A 22,969-nucleotide genomic window follows, 5' to 3' on the forward strand; every position below is an offset into this window, starting at 1 on the left:
CAGGATGGTCAGGGCCCAGAATCCGCAGTCGATCGGTCAGCAGTCCCTCAAAGTCCTCGACTGCCCCCACCACGTCTCCCGCCTCACCTCGCCAGTGGGCGCAACTGTGCCTAGTCGTAAGGGTGTCAGGATGGTCAGGGCCCAGAATCCGCAGTCGATCGGTCAGCAGTCCCTCAAAGTCCTCGACTGCCCCCACCACGTCTCCCGCCTCACCTCGCCAGTGAGCGTAACTGTGCCGAGTGGCGAGGGTATCTGGATGGCCAAGACCCAGCACCCGCGACCGATCGGCCAGCACTTGGGCGAATGCGGCAGCGGCACCCACCGCGTCCCCGGCCTTCCCCCGCCAGTAGGCCAGGCTGTGCCGAGTGGCAAGGGTATCGGGGTGGTCCGCACCCGACCCACCTCCGTGGCCACGCGGTTCGATCGCAGCCGGGTCTCCCCGCCAGTAGGCGAGGGTGTGCCGGGCCGTGACGATGCCGGCATCCTCCGGGTGTGGCGTCCGCAGCCTGTCTTTCAGCAGTTCGGCGAAGGCAGCGGCGGCTCCAGCCGCGTCTCCCGCGTCTCCTTGCCATCTGGCGAGGCTGTGCCGGGTGGTCAGGGTGTGGGGGTGGTTCGGTCCCAACGTGCGAGACATGTCGCGGAGCAGTACGGCGCAAGCGGCGGCGGCTCCAGCGGCGTCCCCCGATTCTCCGTGCCATCTGGCGAGGTCGTGCCGTATGGCAAGGGTGTCTGGGTGGTCGAGCCCCGAGAAGCGACTGGCTGTGGCAACCAGCTGTTGATAGTAGTCGCGTGCCTCGGTGACCTGACCGCTGCGGCCAAGGCTGGTGCCGAGCCGAAACAACACACGGTGTATGTGCGGTTCGCACATCGCCTCTTCGGCGTGACTTGTGAGTGAAAGGGAGTTCGCACGCAAAGCCTCAGCGAAGCCGGTGTCGCGTTCGATGCCCGGCCAGACAGAGATCAAGCCGTCGGCAACGGTCAGGGCGGCCTGACGATACCGCTCCGGGAGGAGCTGGTCGCGGACGCTTCGTTGAATCAGCTGGTGAACTCTGACCGCCTTATGGCGAGACTCCCGACTGTGGTCGACGAGGTTGAGGCGGTGCAGAGCCCGCAGCGCGCCGACTGCCTCCTCGGTTGTGACCTCGGCCGGGCACTCTGGTTGCCGTGATCGTCTTCTTCTCTCGTCCCACTTCTCCTCCGGCCGGGAGCCTGGGCCAGCGGTGGGGTCCTCGGCGCGGCGCGCGGCAAGGTGGTCCAGAACTGGATCACTGATCAGAACGGAGAGGGGGATGCCGTTGGGGTCCAGCATGGCGGCCAACTGCAGCATTGGGCGAGCAAGACCAGGGGGGCGTAGCCGGTCGGCGCGGTCGATGGATAGTGACCAGGCAGCAGCAACGGTGACAGCCTGGTCGTCGGGCAAAGCGCTGGGTTCTGGGGTGACATCGGCCAGGGTCGTGGCGCGGTTGGCGAGTAGTTGCCGGTAACTGGTGCAGTCGATGTCGGCGTCGATGAGATAGGCGGCAGCCTGGGCCAGGGCAAGAGGCAGGTGCCCAAGGTCGGCAGCCAAGGCACTCAGCTGATCGGACGGGTCGCGGCGACCGTGGATGGCCAGACGGTCCGTGAGATATGCGGTGGACTCCTCCTCTGTGAACAGCCCTACCTGTACCAGCTGTTGATGGTCGCCGATCAGCGCCGCATCACGACGTCGAGTGGTCACCAGCACGCGGCCGTGCGGGTTGGCGGGGGGCCAGAGACCACGCAGGTCAGCAGGATCCGCTACATCGTCGAGCACTACCAACCACCGGCACGTTGCACTGCTTCCTGCGCCCGGGTGGTAGGCGCCGCCCCCCTCGCCAACGCGCGCCTTCGGCTGGAGCCAGGCCAAGAACCTCCTGGCAGCCTGCTCGACATCGGACGAATCGATGCCGGTCACATCAGCGGCGGCCTGAGCATACCCGGCGAGAACCGCCGAACGGGTGGCGGCGGTGACCCACACCAGGAGGTCGATCTTGCCGGCCTGCCAGGTCAGGCGAGCGTAGTGGGCCGCCAGCTGAGTCTTGCCGACTCCACCCGTGCCGGACAGCACCTGGCTAAGGAGCGTGGTGCTGCCATCCGTCGGAGCCGCCTCCAGCACCTCGATAGCGGCCCGGTTCTGGAAGCACGCGGCCTTGTCGAGGTATGACGCCCACCTGGTGTGGCAGCGGCGCAGGAATGCGGGGCGCCGCGTGGTAGTGGGCCTCATCGATGCGAACGGCAGCGATGCCATGATCGGCCTGGATGACGTGGGTAATGTCTCCGGCGCGGGCATCGCGGTTCGGGAAGGGGGAACTCGGGCTTTGGGTGACCAATCCGCTCAGCCCTGCGGCGGAGCCGGCTTCCGAGGGCAGCCCAGGTGTGCCCCTCCGTTGATGACACCTGCAGCGATCCCGTTCTCCGCACGAATATGCAGATCTCCGCCTACGGCCACCCCACCCGGTCCGGCAGCGACGCCGTCCGGTGCAGCGTGCTGCACCAGCAGGAGCCTCAGCTCGCGCGCGGCTTCAGCCCGGTCAGTTTGGCCAAGGCTCTCCAAAACGGTCTCAATGCGGGCCTGCCAGGCCGCTTCGTGACGGATACGGGCTCGCTCCGCTTCGGCCATGTCTCGGGTCGCCAGTTCACGCGCGGCCTGGTCCAGGCGTTCGAGTTCAGCGACTTCCCGCCCGCTGTCACCCCGGCCCAGCCAGCGCGCCACGGCTTGCCGGAGTCCTGCCCATGAATCCGTTGCTGCAGCTGACACCACTGCGGTACCGCCCGCTGCGGCCAGTGCCATCAAGGCCTGCTCTAACATCCCGCCCCCGCCTCATCCGTCCCTACACGCCCTCAACTGCCATGTTTGGCGGCTGGAAAAACCCACCCCCCTATCCGTTTCCCCTCTTTCAGCACGGCATACTCCGCGGTGCTGACTTGGCACCCAGTACCTGTCGGGTTCCTCAATCCGGCAGGGCCTTGACCAGCGAGAAGCGAAGGAGCGCCGCTGGACTCCTTCCACTACACCAACATCACTCCCAAGATGGAGGACTTCAACCAGTCCGGCAAGCACGGTCTGTGGGGCAGCTCGAAGACGCACTCTTCGCCGAAGTCGGGGTCACGCTGCTGCCCGTCGGCATGGCCATGGCCGCCGACCGGCTACCGCCCCGCCTGCGCGGTCGACGGCCGCTGCTCCGTGGCAGCTCTACCGGTACGGGCCGCGCGCTGAACTGACGACAGAGATCGGCACTCCTGTCTTGAGGAACAACAGACCAGCGATGCTTCCGTCCTTGTGGAAGGTCACACGGAACTCCCCGGGCTGGCGTTCCATGCTCAACGGCACGTTGACCACGGTGACCTCGCCGAATGCGACGTCGCTCGGATCCCCGTGTGACTGATAGCGACCGAACTCATCCTGGTAGGTCTCCCAGGCCGCCGCGAGGGCGTCGGGGGGCAGCAGCTTGCGTACCGTCGCATCAAAGTGAGCTGTGGCCGCGGTGAAGTTGCCGTCCACGATGTCGTTGAGCGTCTGAAGGGCGATCCGGTCGTATTGAGTCTGAGCCGGGGCCGCTGCCGCGGCTGGGCCCGGGACCGTCGTGGTGGCGTGGGCCTGCATCGCAGCCAGGGCGAAGCCGTTGGCCGGAAACAGTACGCCGGCGGCCAGCGTGACAGTGGCTACCGCCTGGACCAGTTGCCGCTTGTTCCTGGGCGTCGGGTCTTTGTCGGGCATCAGCACCACGACTTTCTCCAGCGTGGCGGTTCCGGATACCTCCATCTTGCTCCACCCACTCACCCCTCGCATGCCCGGGAGCAGGGCCCTCTCGCCGTCCGCTCATCCGGGCGCTTTCGGGAGTACGACCGACCCGCGTCAGAAGGTTGTCAAGGCTGCCCGGAAGGTCTTGCCGCTGCATCCTGGATGAGCTGGGACGGGGTCATGAACAGCCGTCTGCGCCTGTGACCAGCACCTTCACAACAGGCTCTAGGTCGCAGTACGGGACGACGGCCTCGCCCTCGTGGTGCTGGAGGGCGAGGCCGTCGTCGGGGGCGGGTCAGCGGCTGGCGTTCGGCGGTGCAGTCGTGGTCGGAAACGGTACGCGCCGAAGGCGTCCTTGGCCGGTGGTTACGCGTCCTGGAGCCGGGCCAGGATCCACTGGCCAAGCCCCGGGGTCATGACGGTGTGGCCTTCGTTGGTGGTGGCGCAGAGGAAGTCGTGGAGGTCGCTCCTCTCGCGGTCGACCTTGGAGTAGAGGGCGGTGTGGTCGTCGGTGTCGGCCGACGCCACGGCGCTGATGGTGGGGACGAAGGTGGAGGCGTTGTGGGTGAGCTCCGCCGGCTGCTCGTTGACCATCGCTGCCAGCACGGCAGCCAAGCCGAAGTTGGCGGCGTCTTCCAGGAGAGGCACCTTGGGGAAGAGGCCGCCGGGAGCACCGTCGAGTTCGGGGAAGCCGGTGGTGTTGATCGAGACCGAGGCCTGGCGCGCCTCCGCCATCTGGGCGACGGTCTGCCGTCCCTGGCCCTGGGTGCGGAGCTGGGCGCTCGCCTTCGGTCCAAGGGCGACCATCGCGGTTTCGCCGGCGGGGATGTCGTTCCCGACGCCGGTGCCCGTTCCGTTGGCCACACCGAGCAGGCGCTCCAAGCCGCGCCACAATCCAGCAGCATCACTCGTTCGTGGATCAAACGGCTCTTGGCTGTGACCAGCACTTTCTCAACAGGCCCTGGACCTAAGTCAGTTCATGTCGCCATGGTGAGCGATGTTTTGGAGCGCAGGTGTCACTTCACGGCGCAAACCGTCATCACGCGCCCGTTCCATCAGATCAAGGCTCGGCCTGCGTACGACATCCAGGTCACGGGCTCGTGGGACGCGCGTCCGCCCCCGCCCGGGGAGGGGCGGGGGCGGACGCGCGGGGCGGGACCACCCGGGCGGAGCGGTCAGAACGCGAAGACGGGGTTTCCGTTGAAGGTCGCGGACATGACGCACGCGTTGGAGAAGGTGTGCTTCCAGGAGATGCGGCTGCCCTGCCAGACGCCGTCCGCGGTGACGGTGACGGGGGCGTAGTGCATCGGGCAGGCGCGGTTCGAGTCCGGGGCGGCCAGGAGCGAGTCGAGGGAGCCGGCGGTGGCGGCCAGGGCCGCACAGGCGGCCTTGGGGTCGGGATGCGTTCCCTGGGCCGTCGGCGCGCAGCTGAGGGCCGACGCCCGCACGACAGTGTCCGCGTCCTCGCCCTGAGAGACGGCCAGGACCACGGCGGAGGGAGCGTAAAGGCCGGCAGGCTGAGCCTCCGCGATACCGGTAGCGCCGACCAAAGTCAGGAGAACAGCGGAGGAGACAACAGCGATGCGGTGACGCACAACAAACCCTCTTTCAAATCGAAGGAGAAACGCAGCACTTGGCTGCGATGTATCGACTGGATGCTGCCAAGTCTGTCGGGTACGAAGGATGCACGCACATCGAACACCGATTTACAGACAACTCGTTCGATTAACGGCGACCGAACGGTCGTTCTGGCAGCTCGGACCGGGGATGCGCCCGCCGCGATCACGCACAAACGGGCGAGGACACCCGGCGGAACAGCCGGACGTGACGCGCTGACCTGCTGTCAGCTGCACGCGGTTCACCGAACATTCATCCAGGCTGTCCGGAAAGCGCCGATACCTGCCGGCACCTCCCGGGGACGCAGGCACTCAAGGATGACCCTCCGGATACCGCATCGGCACCGGGGCACTGGGAGATCCAGCACGCTGCCGACGGTCCCCTCCCCGGGCGATCGGACGCGGTGCCCGTGTCGTCGACGAGTCCCATGGGGACGGCCCGCCCACCGGTCAAGGGCGCGCCGGACCACCACCGGCGACATCCCCGGTCCGGCCTCGTCAAGAGCGGCCGCGGGGCGAGGAGGCCGGCCCTTTGCAGGCTCGCGGTGACCAAGGTGCAAAATCGTAGATCTGTCCCGCCCGTTGCCGCAGTCAAGATCTCGCTGTGCCCACGGTGGTCAGGCCGGGACGTTCCAGGCGGTCGTGAGCCCGTCCAGCCACGCGGGCGGCAGCGCTGCGGCGTCCCACTCTTCGCGCAGTTCCTGCGGCGCGGCGACGAGCCGCTCCAGCACGGCGATGCTCGTGGCGGAGTGGAGGAGCGAATAGCGGCCGTGCACCGTGATGGAGCTGTCCGGTCCGTACGCCGCGAACAGCCGCTCCAGCCGGGCCCGGTGGGCTGCGGCGAACTCCGCCAGCCGCCCGGCGTACCCGGCCCGCTGCCGGCGGCTCATCGTGCCGAGGACGGCGGCGAGCACCTCGTCGGTCACCTCCGGATCCAGCCCCGAGACCGCCGTGAACGAGAGGTACAGGGGTGTCACCGCTACTCGCGCCCGCTCCACCTCCATACGCCCGGCCCGAGGACGCTCCCCAGCCGCGCCCTGCTGCCCGTCCGCCCCCACGACCCGTACCAGGGTCCGCTCGGCGACGGCGCCGAGCTCATCCAGGAGGCCCCCGGCGCCGTCGAGCCAGCCCGACTCGTACGCCTCGCCCTTGTCCCCCGGCGCGCTCAAGCCGCCGCTCAGCTCCTCGTGCGCGAGAGCCAGTGCACCCGCCTCCAGGAGGCCGACCAGTTGCCACGCGTCACCGGAAGGGACCCCCGCCCGCGCGAGGAGCTGCAGCAGCGTCGTCCTCGCGTTGTCCACACTGACCTCGTCCGGCCACTGCCGTCCCTCGTCGGCCGCGCTCATCAAGATCCTCCTCATCGCCCGGATGCTCGCCATCCTGACGGATCTGGCGCTGGGATCCCCGCGGGACCGGACGGGCAAGCGGCTAAACGTCCGGGCAGGCCAGTATGCCGAGCGCCTCCTGCAACCTCGCGGGCTGGCCGCTCCCCAGGCGCAGGCACCGCACTCCGCTCACTGAAAACGACTCGACAACCGTCGGTCAGAACCTCCCGCAGGAGATCAAGCCACCACACCCTCGGACCCCCGTTGGCTGGCAACTGATCAGCCCCAGCTGGCTACTCATAGTATGCGGATGAGTAGCCCGTCAACCATCGGTTGGAAGCGCCGGCTGCGCGACGGCTGGCTGTACGAGATCACCCTCCCGGTCGGGGAACTGGCCGGGGACTCCATGGAGGCAGCCGAGTACCGGGGCTGGGTCCGGCCGGAGCACGTACGACCCGTGGACCATGTCTCGCACGACGACAGCGGGACCGCAAAGTCGCGTGAGCTGACGAGCCCCGGACAGCCTGGTCCGTATGCCGTGCAGGGGTAGGTGTCTGAGTCGATCGAACAGCAGGACGCATTCGCCGTAGTCCTGAAGGGTGACACGGAGCCTTTCCGACCTGTGTCGTGCGCCGGCGGGGAAGGGATGCGTCGCCCAGAAGATCGGCGGCGCCTCGCGTGGGTACCGCACGTCAGAAGTGGAGTCGGCCTTGACATCTGTACCGAACGGCACCTACATGATCATCCGTCCTGGTGAGCAACTGCTCACGATGGAGGAAGGGTCGTCGGAGCCCAAAACACCCGTGGTGCTGCTGCCGCCCACGGGCAACCCCGGCGAGCAGGAATGGCAGCTGGAGGAACTCAGTAACGGCAACTGCACGATTCGCAATCTCAGAAGCGAAACGTACCTGTCCTTCGACGGTGACCCGGAGACGAACAAGCCGGTCGTCGGATACCCCGAGCCCCGCGAGTGGGCGCTCTACCAGAGCGCCCGGCCGCACACCTTCCACGTCGTCGTCCCTGGAGGCCCCGTCGACGGCGAGGAGCTCGCCCTGGACCTCAGTCTGCTGCAGATCTTCCCGCCCCGCGTCGCACTGAGGCCCCTCGACGTCAGCGACCAAGACCAGGCATGGACCTTCCAGTTCATGGAGTAGCGGCGTGAACCGTGTGCCCGGGTCGGCCCCCGACCCGGGCACCCTCTTGCAGGCCCTCGGCTGCGATGTCACGCAGCTGCTGCTCGCTCGCCCCGGCCCGGTGCATCGCCCTCCTGGCGGACAAAGAACTGCAAGATGTCGTTCAACTTACATGCCCCTGGCCGAGGGAGGGCTCACGGCTCGTCAACTGGTTCAAGTCGCTCGGTCGGTCCGGCGAAGGCCAGGAACAAGGAACGAGAACTGAGAAGCCAAAGGCCGTCGACCTTGAGGAACGTGTCCTCGTAGTGGCCCACCTGCGTAGGGGCCCGTGGGGGCACGAACCCGCCTGTAAATCCGTCGACACGGTACGTCGTGAAATAGGTGGTCGCCGTGGCAGTCGCCTCGGAAGCACCGATGTACGCCCAGCCTCTCCTGACCACGAGCAACCCCTCAAGCGCGACGGTCATCTGCGCCGACGAACTCGGGCCGGTGATCCCACGCACGTTCCCGCCGGCGCCGGGCTGGTTCCAAGCCGCAATCGACGGTGCCCCGCAGCCTGATGTGGGTACGGTCGGGATGGAGTTTCCGGTTGGCCTTGAGGGGGGTCTTGGTGTTTCCAGGAGTCGAGATCGCGGTGGGCTACGTGTTCGCGTGGGCGGTGCGCAAGGCAAAGCTGGTCGGGGGGCGGGCTGACGGTGAAGTCGACCGGGCCCTGGAGGCCGGGATGGATCGCCTCCACGACGTGGTCAGCGGCAAGCTCGGTCAGGACCCGGCGCTGGAGCGGGCCCGTGAGGAAGCCACGGAAGGCCGGGAGGAGCTGTCCGAGCGAACCCGGCGGAGGCTCGCGGACTCCTTGGACGAGGCCGCTGAACGGGACGAGGAGTTCGGGACAGCGCTGAAGGCCGCAGTGGCGGAGGTGCAGGCCGCCGATCGGGACGCGGGCAGCACGACGGCGTTCGGCAACGGTGTGGCCGTCGCTGGGAACGTGGAGATCCACGCGCAGAACAGGTCCGTCGCGGCCTGGGAGATTCAGGGGTCCGTGACGACGGGGGTCACAAACCCTCAGCAGCCGGGGGCGGCGCAGGGCTGACCGCACTCGGCGCCACAACGTTCTCGGCAGGCGCGACGGCGCCCGCCGGGAACGGGCCCATCATCAGTTCCGTCGGCGGCGTCGCCGCCGGCATGATCGGGCAGGTCCACCACTACGCCGCGCTGCGGCCTCCGGCCCCGTGGCCTCACGTGGTCGGCAACCTGCCCCCGCGGGCTGCGTTCTTCCAGGACCGCGCGGAAATCGCCCAGGTTGCGGCGGCGCTGGCCGGCGGCGGCGCCGCCGTCCTGAGCCAGGCCGCGCCCACCGCCGCTGCCGGGGCCGCGCCGGTTTCGGCAGCGGGGGGTGCTGCGGGGGTGGTCGTGGGGCTGGGCGGGGTCGGCAAGAGCCAGCTCGCCGCCCACTACGCCCGTACCGTGATGCAGGGCGGCGAGCTGGACGTGCTGGTGTGGGTCACCGCCGCCGGCAGGACCGCGGTCGTCGACGCCTACGCTCGAGCCGCAGCCGAACTGCTCGGCTCCGCCGCGCCCGAGGAGCCGGACCGGGCAGCAGCGGCGTTCCTGGATTGGCTGGAACTCAAGACCGGCCCGGCTCCCTGCCGGTGGCTGGTCGTGCTGGACGACCTCGCCGACCCGGCCGGCATGAACGGTCTGTGGCCGCCGCCATCGCCAACCGGCCGGACTCTGGTCACCACCCGCCGCCAGGACCACGCCCTGCTCGCCGGCCGCCACCTCATCACCGTCGACGTCTTCTCCCCCGACGAGTCCCGCACCTACCTCACCAGCGTGCTCGCCCCCTACCGCCTGGCCCACCCCGAGCGAGAGCTGGACGCCCTCGCCGATGATCTCGGCCACCTGCCCCTCGCCCTGGCCCAGGCCGCCGCCTACATCGCCGAGCTCTCCGACACCGGCATGACCCCCACCGCCTACCGGCGCCTCTTCGCCGACCGCACCACCATCCTGCGCGACGCCGCCCCCGGCCTCCTGCCCGACGGACAAGTCCTCACCGTCGCCGCGACGTGGTCCCTGTCCATCGAACACGCCGACACCCTGCGCCCCACGGGTCTGGCCCGCCCCATGCTCCACCTCGCAGCCTTCCTCGACCCCAACGGCGTCCCCGACACCGTCCTCACCAGCGCGCCTGCCCGCACCCACTTGGTCGAGCACCGCACCACGCAGGCGGGCGATGCCGCGCCCGGCCCGGCTCACACCGGCACATCCGACGACCACGGCACTCCCGGGTCGGTGTCCGAACAGGACGCCCGAGCGGCCCTGAGCGCTCTGCGCCGCCTCAGTCTGGTCGGGCACACCCCCGGTACGTCGGCGACAGCGGTCCGCGTCCACCAGCTCGTCCAACGAGCCGTCCGCGACACCCTCACCCCCGACGAGCATCACACCGTCGCCCGTACCTGCGCCGACGCCCTGCTGGCCGCCTGGCCCGACATCGAACGCGATACCGACCTCGCCCAGACCCTCCGCGCCAACACCGCCGCCCTCACCCGGACCACCGACGACGCCCTGCACCGACCCGGCGTGCATGCGGTGCTGTACCGCGCCGGTCGCAGTCTCGGCGAGAGCGGCCAATTCACAGCCGCCACCGGCCACTTTCACCAACTGACCACGACCGCCCGGTGCCACCTCGGAGCCAGTCACCCGGACACGCTCAGCGCCCGGCACTGGTATGCCCACTGGCGCGGGAAGGCGGGAGATCCGTCCGGCGCGGCGGCCGTCTTTGCCGAGCTGGTGTTCCGGCACCGGATACCGGCACTCGGCCCTGATCATCTCGATACCCTGACGGCACGCCACGAACTTGCCTACTGGCGGGGCGAGGCAGGCGACGCGGTGGGAGCCACGGCCGTGTTCTCCGAGTTGCTGCCCGTCTACCAGCGGGTCTTGGGTCCAGACCACCCCCGCACCCTCAGCGCCCGGGCAGACCTCGCCCACTGGCAGGGCGAAGCAGGAAACGCGGCCGCCGCAACCACCGCGCTGGAACAGCTACTCAGCGACCTGGTGCGGGTGCAGGGCCCGGACCACCCCGGCACCCTGACCACCCGCCACAACCTGGCCCGGTGGCGGGGTGAGGCGGGGGACGCGGCCGGCGCCGCGGACGTGTTGGCGGAGTTGATGTCCGTCTATGAGCGGGTCTTCGGCGCAGTGCACCCCGGCACCCTCACCGTCCGGAACAACCTTGCCCGGTGGCGGGGTGAGGCAGGGGACGAGGCCGGCGCCGCGGACGCGCTCGCCGAGCTGCTGAACGACCAGGTGCGGGTACTGGGCCCGGACCACCCCCACACCCTCACCACCCGGGCAGACCTCGCCCACTGGCAAAGGAAGACAGGAAACGCGGCCGCCGCAACCACCGCGCTGGAACAGCTGCTCAGCGACCGGGTGCGGGTATTGGGCCCAGACCACCCCCACACCCTCACCACCCGGGCAGTCCTCGCGCACTGGCAGGGAGAAGCAGGCAACGCGGCCGATGCCACCACGGCGATGGAACGGCTGCTACGAGAGCGCGTGAGAGTGCAAGGACCGGACCACCCCGATACCCTCACCACCCGGCACAACCTGGCGTACTGGCGGGGACGGTCACAGGATCGGATCGGTGCCGCAAAAGCCTTCGAGCGGCTGCTGGCCGATCGGGTGCGGGTACTGGGGTGCTACCACCCCGAGACGCTTGCCACCCGGTACAACCTGGCCTACTGGCGGGGCGAGGCGGGGGACGCGGCCGGAGCGGCGTCCGCGTTCGCCGAGTTGCTGCGCGACATGGTGCACGGCCGGCGCCCGGCGCGGTACACCGTCGGCGAGGCCGCTGCGTTCGCCGGGCTGTTGGACGACCAGGTGCGGGTGCTGAACGACAATCATCCCGACACCCTCACCGCCCGGCACAGCCTCGCCCGGTGGCGGGGTGAGGCGGGGGACGCGGCAGGCGCCGCGGCCGCGTTCGCCGCGCTGCTGCCGGACATGATGCGGGTCCTCGGCCCGGACCACCCCGACACCCTCACCACCCGGAACGACCTCGCCGGGTGGCGGGGTGGGGCGGGGGACGCGGCCGGCGCCGCCGACGCCTGCGCCGAGCTGCTGAACGACCGGCTACGGGTCCTCGGCCCGGACCACCGCGACACCCTCACCACCCGGAACGACCTCGCCCGGTGGCGGGGTGAGGCGGAGGACGCGGCCAGCGCCGCGGTCGCATTCGCCGAGCTGCTGCCGGACATGATGCGGGTCCTCGGCCCCGACCACCCCAACACCCTCACCGCCCGGCACAACCTCGCCCACTGGCGGGGTGAGGCAGGGCACGCGGCCGGCGCCGTCGGCACCTACGCCGAGCTGCTGAACGACCGGCTACGGATCCAAGGCCCGGACCACCCCGACACCCTCACCACCCGGCACAACCTCGCCCACTGGCGCGGCAAGTCGGGGGACGCCGCCGGCACCGCGGCCGCGCTCGCCGAACTGCTGCCGGACATGGTGCGGGTCCTTGGCCCGGACCACCCCAACACCCTCACCATCCGGAATCACCTCGCCCACTGGACGCATGCGGCCGGCGATCTGGACGGGGCCATCGGAGCGACCGTGTCGTTGCTGGCAGACCAGGAACGCCTGCTCGGAACCGACCACCCCGATACCGCCCCTGCCCGGGACAACCTGGCCCGATGGCGGAAGGAGGCCGTCCAGGCGTCGGATAACGACTGTTAGGAATGCGTCGGCCAGCTCCTCCCCGAGGTCGGGCAGCCCCTCGCGCCAGGCGTGGCCCCCAGTACCTGCTTGCCGCCACAGTGGCGGCCACCTCGTCCGGAGGAGGCCCCCGGCGAGGTCACCGCGGCGATCCGCAACGTGCCCCGCACACCGAACCGGGCCAGTCAGCGGCAGAGTTGAGCCAGTCCTGGCGGCTGTGGCCGGTGGGGCCTGGTGGGGGTGACGGCCGCTATGTAATGTCACATCGCATGATGCTCTTACGTCGTGCGGCATCGGCCGCTGCCCTTCTCGTCACCGTTCTCCCCGTGGCGGTCGCGTCGCCCGCGCACGCGGCCGACGGCGCGTCCGCCTGCCGCCCCCCGGCGTCCGTACCGCTCGACGCCGAACAGGCACGGCTCGCGGACGCCCGTACCACCGCCCTGGTCGAGCGTGCCGGGTTCGGGGACTTCGTACGGCGGTTCCCCACCGCCCTGTGCGCGACGCGCAGCCCCGCCGAGGCCGAACGGCTCCTCGACTCCTGGGGCCAGGCCCTCTGGCAGGCCTCCGTACGGCGGGCCCAGGGACAGCGGCCCGGCGGCGACCTCGCCCCCGGGGACGACCGGCCCCTGTACTGGGCCCGCCTCGGCATGACCGCCGCACTCGCCCGCTGGCAGCCGGAGTTCACCGTCGATCGGGCGGCGCTCCGCGCCCGCTTCGAGGACGCCTCCCGCGGCCTCACCGACAACGCCTTCCGGACGGCGCCCGGCGTACGAAGGATCTTCATCAGCGGGTTCGACCCCTTCGGGCTCGACGCGGAGATCCGCCGCGCCAACCCGTCCGGATCGGCTGCCCTGCAGCTCAACGGGCGGCGCGTGACCCTCGCCGACGGCAGCCCCGCCGAGATCCGCGCCGTCGTTCTGCCCGTGCGGTACGCCGACTTCGACGCCGGCATGGTGGAGCGGGCGTTCGCCCCGCACCTGGCCGCCGGCCCCGCCTCGGCCGACATCATCACCACCGTCAGCCAGGGCTACCCCGGCATCTTCACCCTGGAGGACTGGGCGGGGCGGGCGCGGTCCGCCGACCCGTACCCCGACAACGCGCGCGCCCTCTCCGGTGGCACCCGCGAGCGTCCGGTGACGGCCCCCGGCCTCGGCCCGGGCCCGGAGTTCATCCGCACCACGCTGCCCGCCGACGCGGTGACCGCCGCCGTGCAGACCCCGTACCCGGTCCTCCTCAACACCGAGGTGACCGAGATCCCGGCGGGCGGCACGGCTCCCGTCGACCGGACCGACGGCCCGACGCCGGGCTCGCGGGCCGTGGCGGGTGGCGGGGGCGGCTACCTGTCCAACGAGGTCGCCTACCGCTCCAACCGGCTGCGCGGCGAACTCGCCCCGCACCTGCCCGGCGGCCACCTCCACACCCCGGTGCTCACCGGTCTGCCGGCCGACCCCCAGCTGCTGACCGGCCCCGAGTTCGAACGCAACGAGAGCGCGATCACCGCGGAGGTCCGCGCGGTCCTCGAACACGCCGCCGTGCGGCGGTAGCCGCCGACCTCACGGCCGCCGACGTCAGGCCGCCGACGTCAGGCCGTCGTGTGCTGCCCCGGCCCGGCCGTCCGCCGGCATTACCCCTCGGCCTCGGGCAGGCCCATGCGGGTGAACAGGTCCAGCGCCCTGAGCCGGTGCGCGGAGGCCTCGTCCGTACGGTCCAAGGCGGCCAGCGCCTGCCCGAGGCCGTCCAGCGCGAGCGCCTGGTGGCGTCCGTGGTCGAGACCGACGGCGAGGTCCAGCGCACTGCCGAACCGGTCGAGCGCGAGCGCGGGTTGGCCCTGGTCGAGATGGACGGACCCGGCCACCCGCTGGGCATGGCTGGACGACTCGGGCAGGCGCACCTCCCGCAGGAGGCCGAACGCCTGGTCGAGGAGAGCGCCGGCGTCAGAAGTGCGGCCGTGGGACCGTTCCAGTTCGGCCAGTTCGACCAGTGCCTTCACCTCGTGGGCCGCGTCGTTCAGCGTCCGCGCGACCTCCAGCGCCGTGCGGAGGTGGCCCTGACCCTCCTCGTACCGGCCCAGCCGTCCCTCGGCGGCCCCGATGCGGATCAGGCTGAGGACCACCCCGAAACGGTCGCCGATCTCATGGTTGATCTCCATCGCGACGGTCGACGCCTCGATGGCTCCGGTGAAGTCGCCCAGCATGAACAGCACGTCGCCGAGCAGCCACCCGGCGATGCCCTCCTCACGGCGCGGCCCCGTCTCCCGCACCGTGGCGAGCGCCTGCCGCAGATCCGCGAGCGCTGCCGGATACTCGCCGAGGTGCTGGCGGAACATCGCCATCCGCGACAGCGTGACCGCCTCCCTGCGGCGGTCGCCGATGTCGCGCACGAGTGCCAGCGCGCGCTCGGCGCAGTCGAGGGCGGGCCGGAACGCGTGCGCGCCCCAGTGCGCCACTCCGAGGTTGAGCATGCTCAGCGCCTCGGCACCGCGGTCGCCCGTCGCGCGGGCGGCGTCGATCGCCACGGTGTGGGCGCCCACGGAGTCATCGTGGTGACCGCCGCTACGGAAGCAGTCGGCCAGGTTGAAGGTGATCTGCCAGGCGTGGGCGGGCAGTCCCCAGTCCGCGGCGGCCGTGACCGAGGCGAGGAGGTTGGCGCGTTCGCTCTCGCACCACTCGGCGACCGCCCGGTGTCCTGTCAGCTCGGGGACATCGCGCGGCGGATACGTCAGCGGCTGCCGGTCCGCCAGCCGTCCCGGCCCGAACGACTCACGGGCCACCGCCGTCAGGCGCAGGTGGTAGTCGAGGAGCCGGTGGACGGCCTCGCGCACGCCGTCCCGTTCCCCTTCGGCGCCGGCGAGGTGCCGTGCGTACTCGCGGACGAGGTCGTGGAAGACGTAGCGCCCGGGCAGCCGCTGCATGAGCAGATGGACGTCCAGCAGGCTCTCCAGCAGCCGCTCGGCCTCCCCCCGGGGAAGCCCGCTGAGCGCAGCCGCGGCGAAGACGTCCACGTCCGGGCCCGGGGAGCCGCCCAGCAGCCGGAACATCCGCTTCTGGGCCACCTCGAGCTGGTGGTAGGAGAGCGCGAACGCGCCCGCCACCCGCTCGTCGCCGACGGCCAGTTCGGCCAGCCGGTCGCCCCGGCGCAGCCGTGTCGCCAGGTCGGCGACGGTCCACAGCGGACGGTGGCGCAGCCGGGCCGCAGCCAGCCGGATCGCCAGCGGCAGCCGCCCGCACAGCTCGACGACCTCCGCCACCTCGGCCGACTCCAGCTCGGCACGCTCGGGACCGGCCACCCGCACGAACAGCGCGGCTGCCTCCGCAGCGGGCAGCACGTCCAGGCAGAGCGTGGCCGCCCCCGGCAGATCGGCGAGCCGTCGCCGGCTGGTGACCAGCACCAGGGACCCGGCCGTACCGGGCAGCAGCGGCCGCACCTGCTCCGCACTCGCCGCGTTGTCCAGCACCAACAGGACCCGACGGCCGCGCAGCTCGTCCCGCCAGGCGGCGGCCCGGTCGTCGGGGAGGTGCGGGATCCGCTCGGGGGGCACGCCCATCACCCGCAGCAGGCCGGCCAGCGCCGTCTGCGGCTCCAGCGGCGGCCGGGACGCGGTGTGCGCGTGCAGATCGACGAAGAGCTGCCCGTCGGGGAAGCGCGCGGCGAGATGGTGCGCGGCGTGCACGGCCAGGGTCGTCTTGCCGACCCCCGCCATGCCGTCCACGGTGGAGAGCACGAGCGCCGAGGGCGTTTCCTGCGCCACGCAGGACAGCAGCCGGGTGAACTCGGCGTCGCGGCCGCAGAAGTCGGGCACGTCGTAGGGGAGCGTGCAGGGCCCGGAGGCCGCCGTTCCCGGGGCGGCGGGGACGGCCGCGGGCGGCGTCACGGCCTGCCGACCGTGCTGCAGCCCCGGTTCGGCGCGCAGGATGTCCTGGTGCACAGCGCGCAGCTCAGGCCCGGGATCGAGGCCGAGTTCGTCCGCGACGGCCCGGCGGGCGGTGTCGAACACCCGCAGTGCGTCCGCCTGCCGACCGCAGCGGTACAGCGCGAGCATCAGGTGGGCGGCAAAGACTTCGTGGGCCGGGTGGGCCGCGACGAGGCCCGTCAGCTCTGCGACGAGGTCGTGGTGCCGGCCGAGGGCGAGGTCGGCGGCGATGCGCTGGTCCAGTGCCTGCAGGCGCAGCTCCTCCAGCCCCGCGCACAGCCGGGACCGGGCCGGTTCGGAGGCGGCGCCGGCCAGTGCCGGGCCCCGCCAGAGTCGTAGCGCCGAGTCCAGCAGGGCCGAGCGTTCGGCGGCGTCCGGCTCCGTCCCGGCCCGCCGTACCAGCGCCCGGAAACGGTGGGCGTCGACCCGCTCGGGTTCGGTGCGCAGGCGGTAACCCTCGCCCTGCCGGTCGAGCGAGGCGACGTGCGGCGGCAGCAGGACGCGGAGCCTGCTGATGTGGCTGCGCAGCGCGCCGGGCGCTCCCGCCGGTGGCGCGCCGTCCCACAGAATGTCCGTCAGCCGCTCGTCGGTGACACTGTGGCCCGCTTCGAGCAGCAGCACCGCCAGCAGCAGCCGTTCACGTTTGCGCGGGACGGCCAGCGCCTCACCCGTATCGCCGTCGATCACCTCGACGGCCCCCAGTAACCGGAACTCCACGGCCGTCACGGTAGCCGCATACCGCCGCCCGTGCGCAAGCCCGTGGCAACGGTTGTGCAACACCGGTCGACGAGCCTCGACGAAAGGCCCTGCCCAGGGGCCGACGCCCGAGGAGGCCTCGTTGCCAAGCGGCAAACCGGTGTCGAGACGCCGGAGATCACCGATGACGACGGGCGCGGCCTTGCTCGCGCTCGTACTGCCCGCGATGGTGCTGCAGACGGCCCCCGCGCTCGCGCGTGAGGACCTGGCACCCCACAAGGCCCCGGCGCCGAGGTCGGTGCCGGTCACCACGCCCGGTGCGGCCACGCCCTCCAAGCGCACTCACGTGTCCACGCGCGTCGCCGCCGTGAAGCCCGTCAAGCTCCGCACCGAGGGCCTCTACGCGGCGGCGGCGTCCGCCACGGCAGGAGGTGACGCGCCGTCGGGAAGCTTCGCCGTCACCCCGCTCGCGCCGTCCGCGACCTGGAACTCCGGCGGGTCCTCGGGCGACTTCACCTGGAGCTATCCCATGGCGGTGCCCGCCGTCGACGGCGGGCTCACGCCCACACTCGCCCTCGGCTACTCCTCGCAGAGCGTCGACGGCCGCACCGCCGCCACCAACAACCAGCCCTCCTTCGCCGGTCAGGGCTGGGACCTGGCCCCCGGCAGCATCGAACGCCGCTACAAGAGCTGCACCGACGACCTCGGCGGCAACAACGGCCAGACCAAGACCCAGGACCTGTGCTGGGGCACCGACAACGCGACCCTGTCCATGGACGGCGCCGCCGGCGAACTGATCCCGGTCGACGCCGAAGGCACCACCTGGCGGCTGAAGAACGACAACGGCATGCGCGTGCAGCGCCTGACCGGCGCGGCCAACGGCGACGACAACGGCGAGTCCTGGATCGTCACCGCGCAGGACGGCACCCGGTACCACTTCGGCTCCCGCGCGGCGACGAAGGCGGTGTACAGCGTGCCCGTCTTCGGCAACAACGGCGGCGAGCCGTGCAACAAGGCGGCCTTCGCGGACTCCTCCTGCACCCAGGCCTACAAGTGGAACCTCGACTACGTCGTCGACCGCCACGGCAACACGATGACGTACACCTACGCGCCGGAGACCAACCACTACGCGCGCAACAACAACACCGCCTCCGGCACGCAGTACGTGCGCGGCGGGCAGCTGGAGCGCATCGAGTACGGCACCCGCGAGGGCGCCACCGGCACCGCCCCCGCCCGTGTCGTCTTCGAGACCGCCGAGCGCACCAGCGCCCCCGGCGTCCTGCCCGACACCCCCACCACCCTGGACTGCGGCCCCGGCGCCTGCACCCAGACCGGCCCGTCCTTCTGGACCCGCAAGCGGCTGGCCCGCGTCGTCGCCCAGAAGTGGAACGGCAGCGCCTTCGCCGACGTCGACTCCTGGACGCTGCGCCACTCCTTCCCGAGCAACGGCGACGGCACCCCCGCCTCCCTGTGGCTGGACGGCATCACCCGTACCGGCCACGTCGGCGGCACCCTCGCGATGCCGGAGGTCGTCTTCGACGGCGTGCAGATGCCCAACCGGGTCAACGAGGGCGAAGGCCCGCCGATGAACTGGTGGCGCATCAAGGCGATCCGCAACGAGTACGGCGGCACCACCACCCTCACCTACTCCGCCAAGGACTGCTCGGCCGGCAGCCTGCCCGCCTCCCCGGAGACCAACACCCGCCGCTGCCTGCCCGCGGTGTACGAGAAGGACGGCCAGCCGAAGCTGGAGTACTTCCACAAGTACGTGGTCACGGGCGTGGTGCAGAACGCCAACCTGCCCGGTGACCTCTCCACCCCGGTGGAGACCGCCTACGAGTACGTCGGCGCGCCCGCCTGGCACTACGACAGCGAGGACGGCCTGGTGCCCGCCTCGCGCAAGACCTGGTCGCAGTGGCGCGGCTACGGCAAGGTGCGCACGATCGGCGGCAACGCCGCCGAGGGCGCCCGCTCGCTGACCGAGACCACTTACTTCCGCGGCATGGACGGCGACAAACTCCCCTCCGGAACGCGGTCGGTGAGCGTCACCGACTCCGAGGGCACCGCCGTGCCGGACGCCGCCGCGCTGGCGGGCGCCGTGCGCGAGACGGCGACCTACAACGGGGTCGGCGGCAAGGAGGTCTCCGGCACCATCAACGACCAGTGGGTCTCCGCCCCGACGGCGACCCGCGTCCGCCCCTGGGGCACCGACGAGGCGCGGCTGACCGGTGTGGCGAAGACCCGCAGCCGCGTCCGGGACGCGGCCGGGACCGTCGTCCGCCGCACCGGCACCGAGTCCACGTACGACGGCGTCTACGGCAGCGTCGTCGAATCCTTCGATCGGGGCGACCTCGCCGCCACGGCTGACGACCGGTGCACCCGCACCGAGTACGCGCGCAACGCCTCGGCCTGGCTGACCGGCCTGCCCAGCCGCGTCGTGACCATGGCCGGCGCCTGCACCGCCACCCCGGCTCGCGCGGACGTCCTCTCCGACACGCGCACCTACTACGACGGCTCCGACACGCTCGGCGCCCAGCCGACGGCCGGTGACGCGACCCGCACCGAGACGCTGTCCGGCTGGGACGGCACGACGCCCGAATACGTCACCACGTCCCGGACGGCCTTCGACGCGCTCGGCCGCCCGACGTCCGTCTCCGACGCGCTCGACCGCACCACGACCACCGCGTACCTGACCGGCCCGACCCGGGTGAAGGTCACCAACCCACTCGGCCACACCGCCACCGTCGAGAAGGACGCCCGCGGGGCGACCATCGCCGAGACCGACACCAACGGCAAGCGCACGGACGCCGAGAGCGATCCGCTCGGCCACGTCCGCAAGGTGTGGCTGCCCGGCCGGACCAAGGGCACCGACGGACCCAACAGCGAGTTCCAGTACGCGCTGAACAGCGGAAAGGCGAGCGTGGTCACCACACGCACCCTCGCCCCCGACGGCAGCTACCGCACGTCCTACGCGCTCGTCGACGGCCTGGCCCGCTCCCGGCAGACGCAGGCACCGACGCCCGCGGGCGGACGCACCATCACCGACACCGTCTACGACTCGCGCGGCCAAGCCGTGAAGACCAACGCCGCGTACTTCAACAGCGCGCCGGCGGGGTCCGAGCTGGTCGTCGCCGCCGACTCGGCGGTGCCGTCCCAGACCAGGACCACGTACGACGGCGCGGGCCGCGTCACCGCGAGCGCGCTCTACAGTTCCAACACGAAGAAGTGGGAGACGCTGACCGGTCACGACGGCTTCAAGGCCAGCGTGACCCCGCCGGCCGGCGGCACCGCGACCACCACCGTCCGCGACGCCCGTGGCCAGGTCACCGAGCTGCACCAGTACCAGGCCCCGACGCCGACGGGCGCCGCCGACATCACCCGCTACGACTACGACCGCGCGGGACGGCCCACCTCGGTCACCACCCCGGCCGGGCGCGTCTTCAGCACCGAGTACGACGTGCGCGGCCGCAAGACCAGCGCCACCGACCCGGACCGCGGCACCACCACGTTCACGTACGACGACGCCGGGCAGTTGTTGTCCAGCAAGGACGCCGAGAACCGGACGCTGTTCTACGGCTACGACGACCTGGGTCGCAAGAAGTCCTTGCGGGAGGGCTCGGCGGACGGCACGCTCCACGCGAGTTGGCTCTACGACACCCTCGCCCTCGGGCGGCTCACCTCCACCACGCGCTACGCGGGCGGCGCCCCGTACGTGCTCGGCACCACCGGCTACGACAACGGATACCGCCCGACCGGCACCGCCATCACCATTCCCCCGGCCGAGGGCGCGCTCGCCGGGACGTATCCGGTGTCGATGACCTACACCGCCACCGGTGAGATCGCCACCTCCACCCAGCCCGCCGTGGGCGGCCTCCCTGCGGAGAAGCTCGTCCACGCCTACGACACCTTCGGAAACCCCGTCAAGCTGGAGGACCAGGACTCCGCGGGCACCGTCCGCACCACCTACGTCCGCAACGCGCTCTACACCCCGCTCGGCGACACCGCCCAGATCAGTCTGGGCGCGCTGGGCCACTCGGTGTGGCTGAGCAGCGAGTATGACCAGGCCTCCGGCCGCCTCACCCGGTCCGTCACCGACCGAGAGGTCACCGGCAAGACCCAGGGCGACGCCCGCTACACCTACGACCCGTCCGGCAACGTCACCGCCATCTCCGACCAGCCCGGTGCCACGACGGGTGTGCCGGCCGACCACCAGTGCTTCCGCACCGACCACCTGGCCCGGACCACCGAGGCGTGGACGCCGTCCACGGCGACGTGCGGCAACCCGGTGGCCCCGCCCGCCGGCGACCCGGTCAGGTACTGGGAGTCGTTCGCCTACGACAAGGCTGGCAACCGCACCGGTCACACCCTGCGCCTCGGCTCGGGGACGACCGGCCAGACCTACGCCTACCCGACCGCCGGGCAGCCGCGCCCCGACCTGCCGGGCTCGGTGACCACCACCAACCCCGACGGCACCCAGCGCACCGACTCCTACGGTTACGACGAGACGGGCGGCGCCACTTCCCGTCCCGGACAGCAGCTGACCTGGGACGCCGAAGGACGGCTCGCCAAGGTCACGGCCGGCGCCGCCACCACGCAGTACATCTATGACGCGGAAGGCACCCGCCTGCTGCGCAAGGACCCGGCCGGCACCACGCTCTACCTCGGCGGCATGGAACTGAGGCTCTCCGGCGGCTCGGTGACCGGCACGCGCTACTACGCTCACGGCGACCAGATCGTCGCCGAGCGTGTGGGCGCGGGGGGCCTCACGTGGCTCTCCTCCGACCACCACGGCACGTCCACCCTGGCGGTCGCCGCCGACACCCTCGCGGTCACCCGGCGCCGCGCCCTTCCCTTCGGCGAGGAGCGCGGTCCGAAGGTGACGTGGCCGGACGACCGCGGCTTCCTCAACAAGACGAAGGACGCGTCCACGGGACTCACCCATCTGGACGCCCGTGAATACGACGTGACGCTTGGCCGGTTCGTCTCCGCCGACCCGGTCGGCAACCCGAACGACCCGCAGCAGCTCAACGGTTACGCCTACGCGGGCAACAACCCGTCCACTCTCAGCGACCCTTCGGGCCGCATCCCCGTCGACCCGGACACCGGCCGACCGGTCAACGAGTCCCATCACGACGAGGATCAGATGAACTACAGCCGCGACTACATGAAGCCGGCGCCGCGTAATCCCGGCCTGCCCGCCCCCGGGTGCTACGAATTCGGCCGTCGAGTGCCCTGCTCGGCCCCCTCCCGGCCGGTCACGGCGCCCCCGCCGGCCCCGTACAGGGTGGGTTGCCTGTTCGACCGGTGCCTCGATCTGCCGCGGCTGCCCAAGCCGTCGGACCTGACGCTGTTCAACGAGGACGGCTCCCCGCGCGGGATGTACGGCGTCTGCCCGCTGAGCGGCAGCTTCAACACGATCTTCGGAGGTGGATCCGGCTCGTTGTGCGTCGTGGTCGACGCGAACGGCGCAGCCCTGATGGCCCGCGGCAACAAGCACGACAAGACCCGTCTGATGCCGAGTGCGTACGCGGGCTTCGGCATCATCGCCTCCGACGGTGACATCGACGACAACCGCAACGAGATGAACACCCTGTCCTACAGCAAGGGCAGAAAGATGGTGCAGCCCGGCCTCCCCTTCGGTGGCGAAGGCAAGTACTCGTACGGCACCGGTCGCCGCGGCCAGGAAGTCCACACCGTCGAAGGCGGATTCGGCTACGTCGGCAACGGCGGATCCAACAGTGGCCGTAGCCACACCGCCGTCTACAGGCCCAACTGGATGATCGGGTCCTGGGTCTGAGTCCCGTCCG

Annotated in this window: 14 protein-coding genes and 1 pseudogene; 8 read left to right on the plus strand and 7 right to left on the minus strand. The window is 71.1% G+C overall.

Translation table 11 applies throughout. The features are described from left to right. Positions 1–2,266: tetratricopeptide repeat protein (locus ACZ45T_RS31680; RefSeq protein WP_468447386.1), on the minus strand; the 2,266-nt coding region annotated here is incomplete at its 3' end. 177 nt (positions 2,267–2,443) lie between these two features. Between ACZ45T_RS31680 and ACZ45T_RS31685 the strand changes: the two genes are divergently transcribed. Next, a complete protein-coding gene (locus ACZ45T_RS31685) occupies positions 2,444–2,755 on the plus strand; it encodes a hypothetical protein (RefSeq protein ID WP_468447388.1) in 312 nt (103 codons plus the stop codon). A gap of 329 nt (positions 2,756–3,084) precedes the next feature. After that, positions 3,085–3,240: a hypothetical protein gene (locus ACZ45T_RS31690; RefSeq protein WP_468447390.1), complete on the plus strand. Its 156-nt coding sequence runs from the start codon at positions 3,085–3,087 to the stop codon at positions 3,238–3,240. Here the strand turns inward: ACZ45T_RS31690 and ACZ45T_RS31695 are convergent. The 4 genes from ACZ45T_RS31695 to ACZ45T_RS31710 all read right to left on the minus strand — a co-directional run bounded on the left by ACZ45T_RS31695 (position 3,212) and on the right by ACZ45T_RS31710 (position 6,722). Beyond that, a complete protein-coding gene (locus tag ACZ45T_RS31695; RefSeq protein ID WP_468447392.1) occupies positions 3,212–3,781 on the minus strand; it encodes a DUF3887 domain-containing protein in 570 nt (189 codons plus the stop codon). The two genes, ACZ45T_RS31690 and ACZ45T_RS31695, sit on opposite strands and share 29 nt — an antisense overlap. Before the next feature lie 345 nt (positions 3,782–4,126). Then, a complete protein-coding gene (locus ACZ45T_RS31700) occupies positions 4,127–4,624 on the minus strand; it encodes a hypothetical protein (protein ID WP_468447394.1) in 498 nt (165 codons plus the stop codon). A gap of 311 nt (positions 4,625–4,935) precedes the next feature. Further along, on the minus strand, positions 4,936–5,250 hold the full coding sequence (locus tag ACZ45T_RS31705; RefSeq protein WP_468447396.1) for an SSI family serine proteinase inhibitor: 315 nt from the start codon (positions 5,248–5,250) through the stop codon (positions 4,936–4,938). A gap of 743 nt (positions 5,251–5,993) precedes the next feature. Further along, positions 5,994–6,722, minus strand: coding sequence for a hypothetical protein (locus tag ACZ45T_RS31710; RefSeq protein WP_468447398.1), 729 nt, complete (start codon positions 6,720–6,722; stop codon positions 5,994–5,996). A gap of 289 nt (positions 6,723–7,011) precedes the next feature. Here ACZ45T_RS31710 and ACZ45T_RS31715 point away from each other — a divergent pair, with 289 nt between their 5' ends. Continuing rightward, a complete protein-coding gene (locus ACZ45T_RS31715) occupies positions 7,012–7,251 on the plus strand; it encodes a hypothetical protein (RefSeq protein WP_468447400.1) in 240 nt (79 codons plus the stop codon). Between the two features lie 160 nt (positions 7,252–7,411). Further along, positions 7,412–7,855 (plus strand): hypothetical protein, encoded by a 444-nt coding sequence (locus ACZ45T_RS31720; protein ID WP_468447402.1) that lies wholly within the window; start codon positions 7,412–7,414, stop codon positions 7,853–7,855. Positions 7,856–8,028: 173 nt separating this feature from the next. On the opposite strand, the pseudogene ACZ45T_RS31725 reads toward ACZ45T_RS31720, so the two are convergent. Further along, positions 8,029–8,241, minus strand: a pseudogene (locus ACZ45T_RS31725) (nuclear transport factor 2 family protein); the annotation flags it as partial. Between the two features lie 182 nt (positions 8,242–8,423). Here ACZ45T_RS31725 and ACZ45T_RS31730 point away from each other — a divergent pair. From ACZ45T_RS31730 to ACZ45T_RS31740, 3 genes are all read left to right on the plus strand, one after another. Next, entirely contained in the window at positions 8,424–8,924 is a 501-nt protein-coding gene (locus tag ACZ45T_RS31730; RefSeq protein WP_468447404.1) for a hypothetical protein, read from the plus strand. A 92-nt stretch (positions 8,925–9,016) separates the two neighbouring features. Then, positions 9,017–12,577 (plus strand): tetratricopeptide repeat protein, encoded by a 3,561-nt coding sequence (locus ACZ45T_RS31735; protein ID WP_468447406.1) that lies wholly within the window; start codon positions 9,017–9,019, stop codon positions 12,575–12,577. Positions 12,578–12,882: 305 nt separating this feature from the next. Continuing rightward, the gene (locus tag ACZ45T_RS31740; protein WP_468447408.1) at positions 12,883–14,100 is read left to right on the plus strand and encodes a pyroglutamyl peptidase; all 1,218 of its coding nucleotides are present in this window, start codon (positions 12,883–12,885) and stop codon (positions 14,098–14,100) included. Positions 14,101–14,180: 80 nt separating this feature from the next. Here the strand turns inward: ACZ45T_RS31740 and ACZ45T_RS31745 are convergent, their stop codons facing one another. Beyond that, positions 14,181–17,183, minus strand: coding sequence for an AfsR/SARP family transcriptional regulator (locus tag ACZ45T_RS31745; RefSeq protein ID WP_468447410.1), 3,003 nt, complete (start codon positions 17,181–17,183; stop codon positions 14,181–14,183). Between the two features lie 163 nt (positions 17,184–17,346). Between ACZ45T_RS31745 and ACZ45T_RS31750 the strand changes: the two genes are divergently transcribed. Continuing rightward, entirely contained in the window at positions 17,347–22,959 is a 5,613-nt protein-coding gene (locus ACZ45T_RS31750) for an RHS repeat-associated core domain-containing protein (RefSeq protein WP_468447412.1), read from the plus strand. The last annotated feature ends 10 nt before the right edge of the window (positions 22,960–22,969 follow it).

Source organism: Streptomyces sp. NPDC030995, assembly GCF_055571215.1.

What these genes read in the sequence shown, in the direction of transcription:
- ACZ45T_RS31685 (WP_468447388.1), top strand. Translation starts at nt 2,444, where the DNA reads ATGCAGATCTCCGCCTACGGCCACCCCACCCGGTCCGGCAGCGACGCC.
- ACZ45T_RS31695 (WP_468447392.1), bottom strand. Translation starts at nt 3,781, where the DNA reads ATGGAGGTATCCGGAACCGCCACGCTGGAGAAAGTCGTGGTGCTGATG.
- ACZ45T_RS31710 (WP_468447398.1), bottom strand. Translation starts at nt 6,722, where the DNA reads ATGAGCGCGGCCGACGAGGGACGGCAGTGGCCGGACGAGGTCAGTGTG.
- ACZ45T_RS31715 (WP_468447400.1), top strand. Translation starts at nt 7,012, where the DNA reads ATGAGTAGCCCGTCAACCATCGGTTGGAAGCGCCGGCTGCGCGACGGC.
- ACZ45T_RS31735 (WP_468447406.1), top strand. Translation starts at nt 9,017, where the DNA reads ATGATCGGGCAGGTCCACCACTACGCCGCGCTGCGGCCTCCGGCCCCG.
- ACZ45T_RS31750 (WP_468447412.1), top strand. Translation starts at nt 17,347, where the DNA reads ATGACGACGGGCGCGGCCTTGCTCGCGCTCGTACTGCCCGCGATGGTG.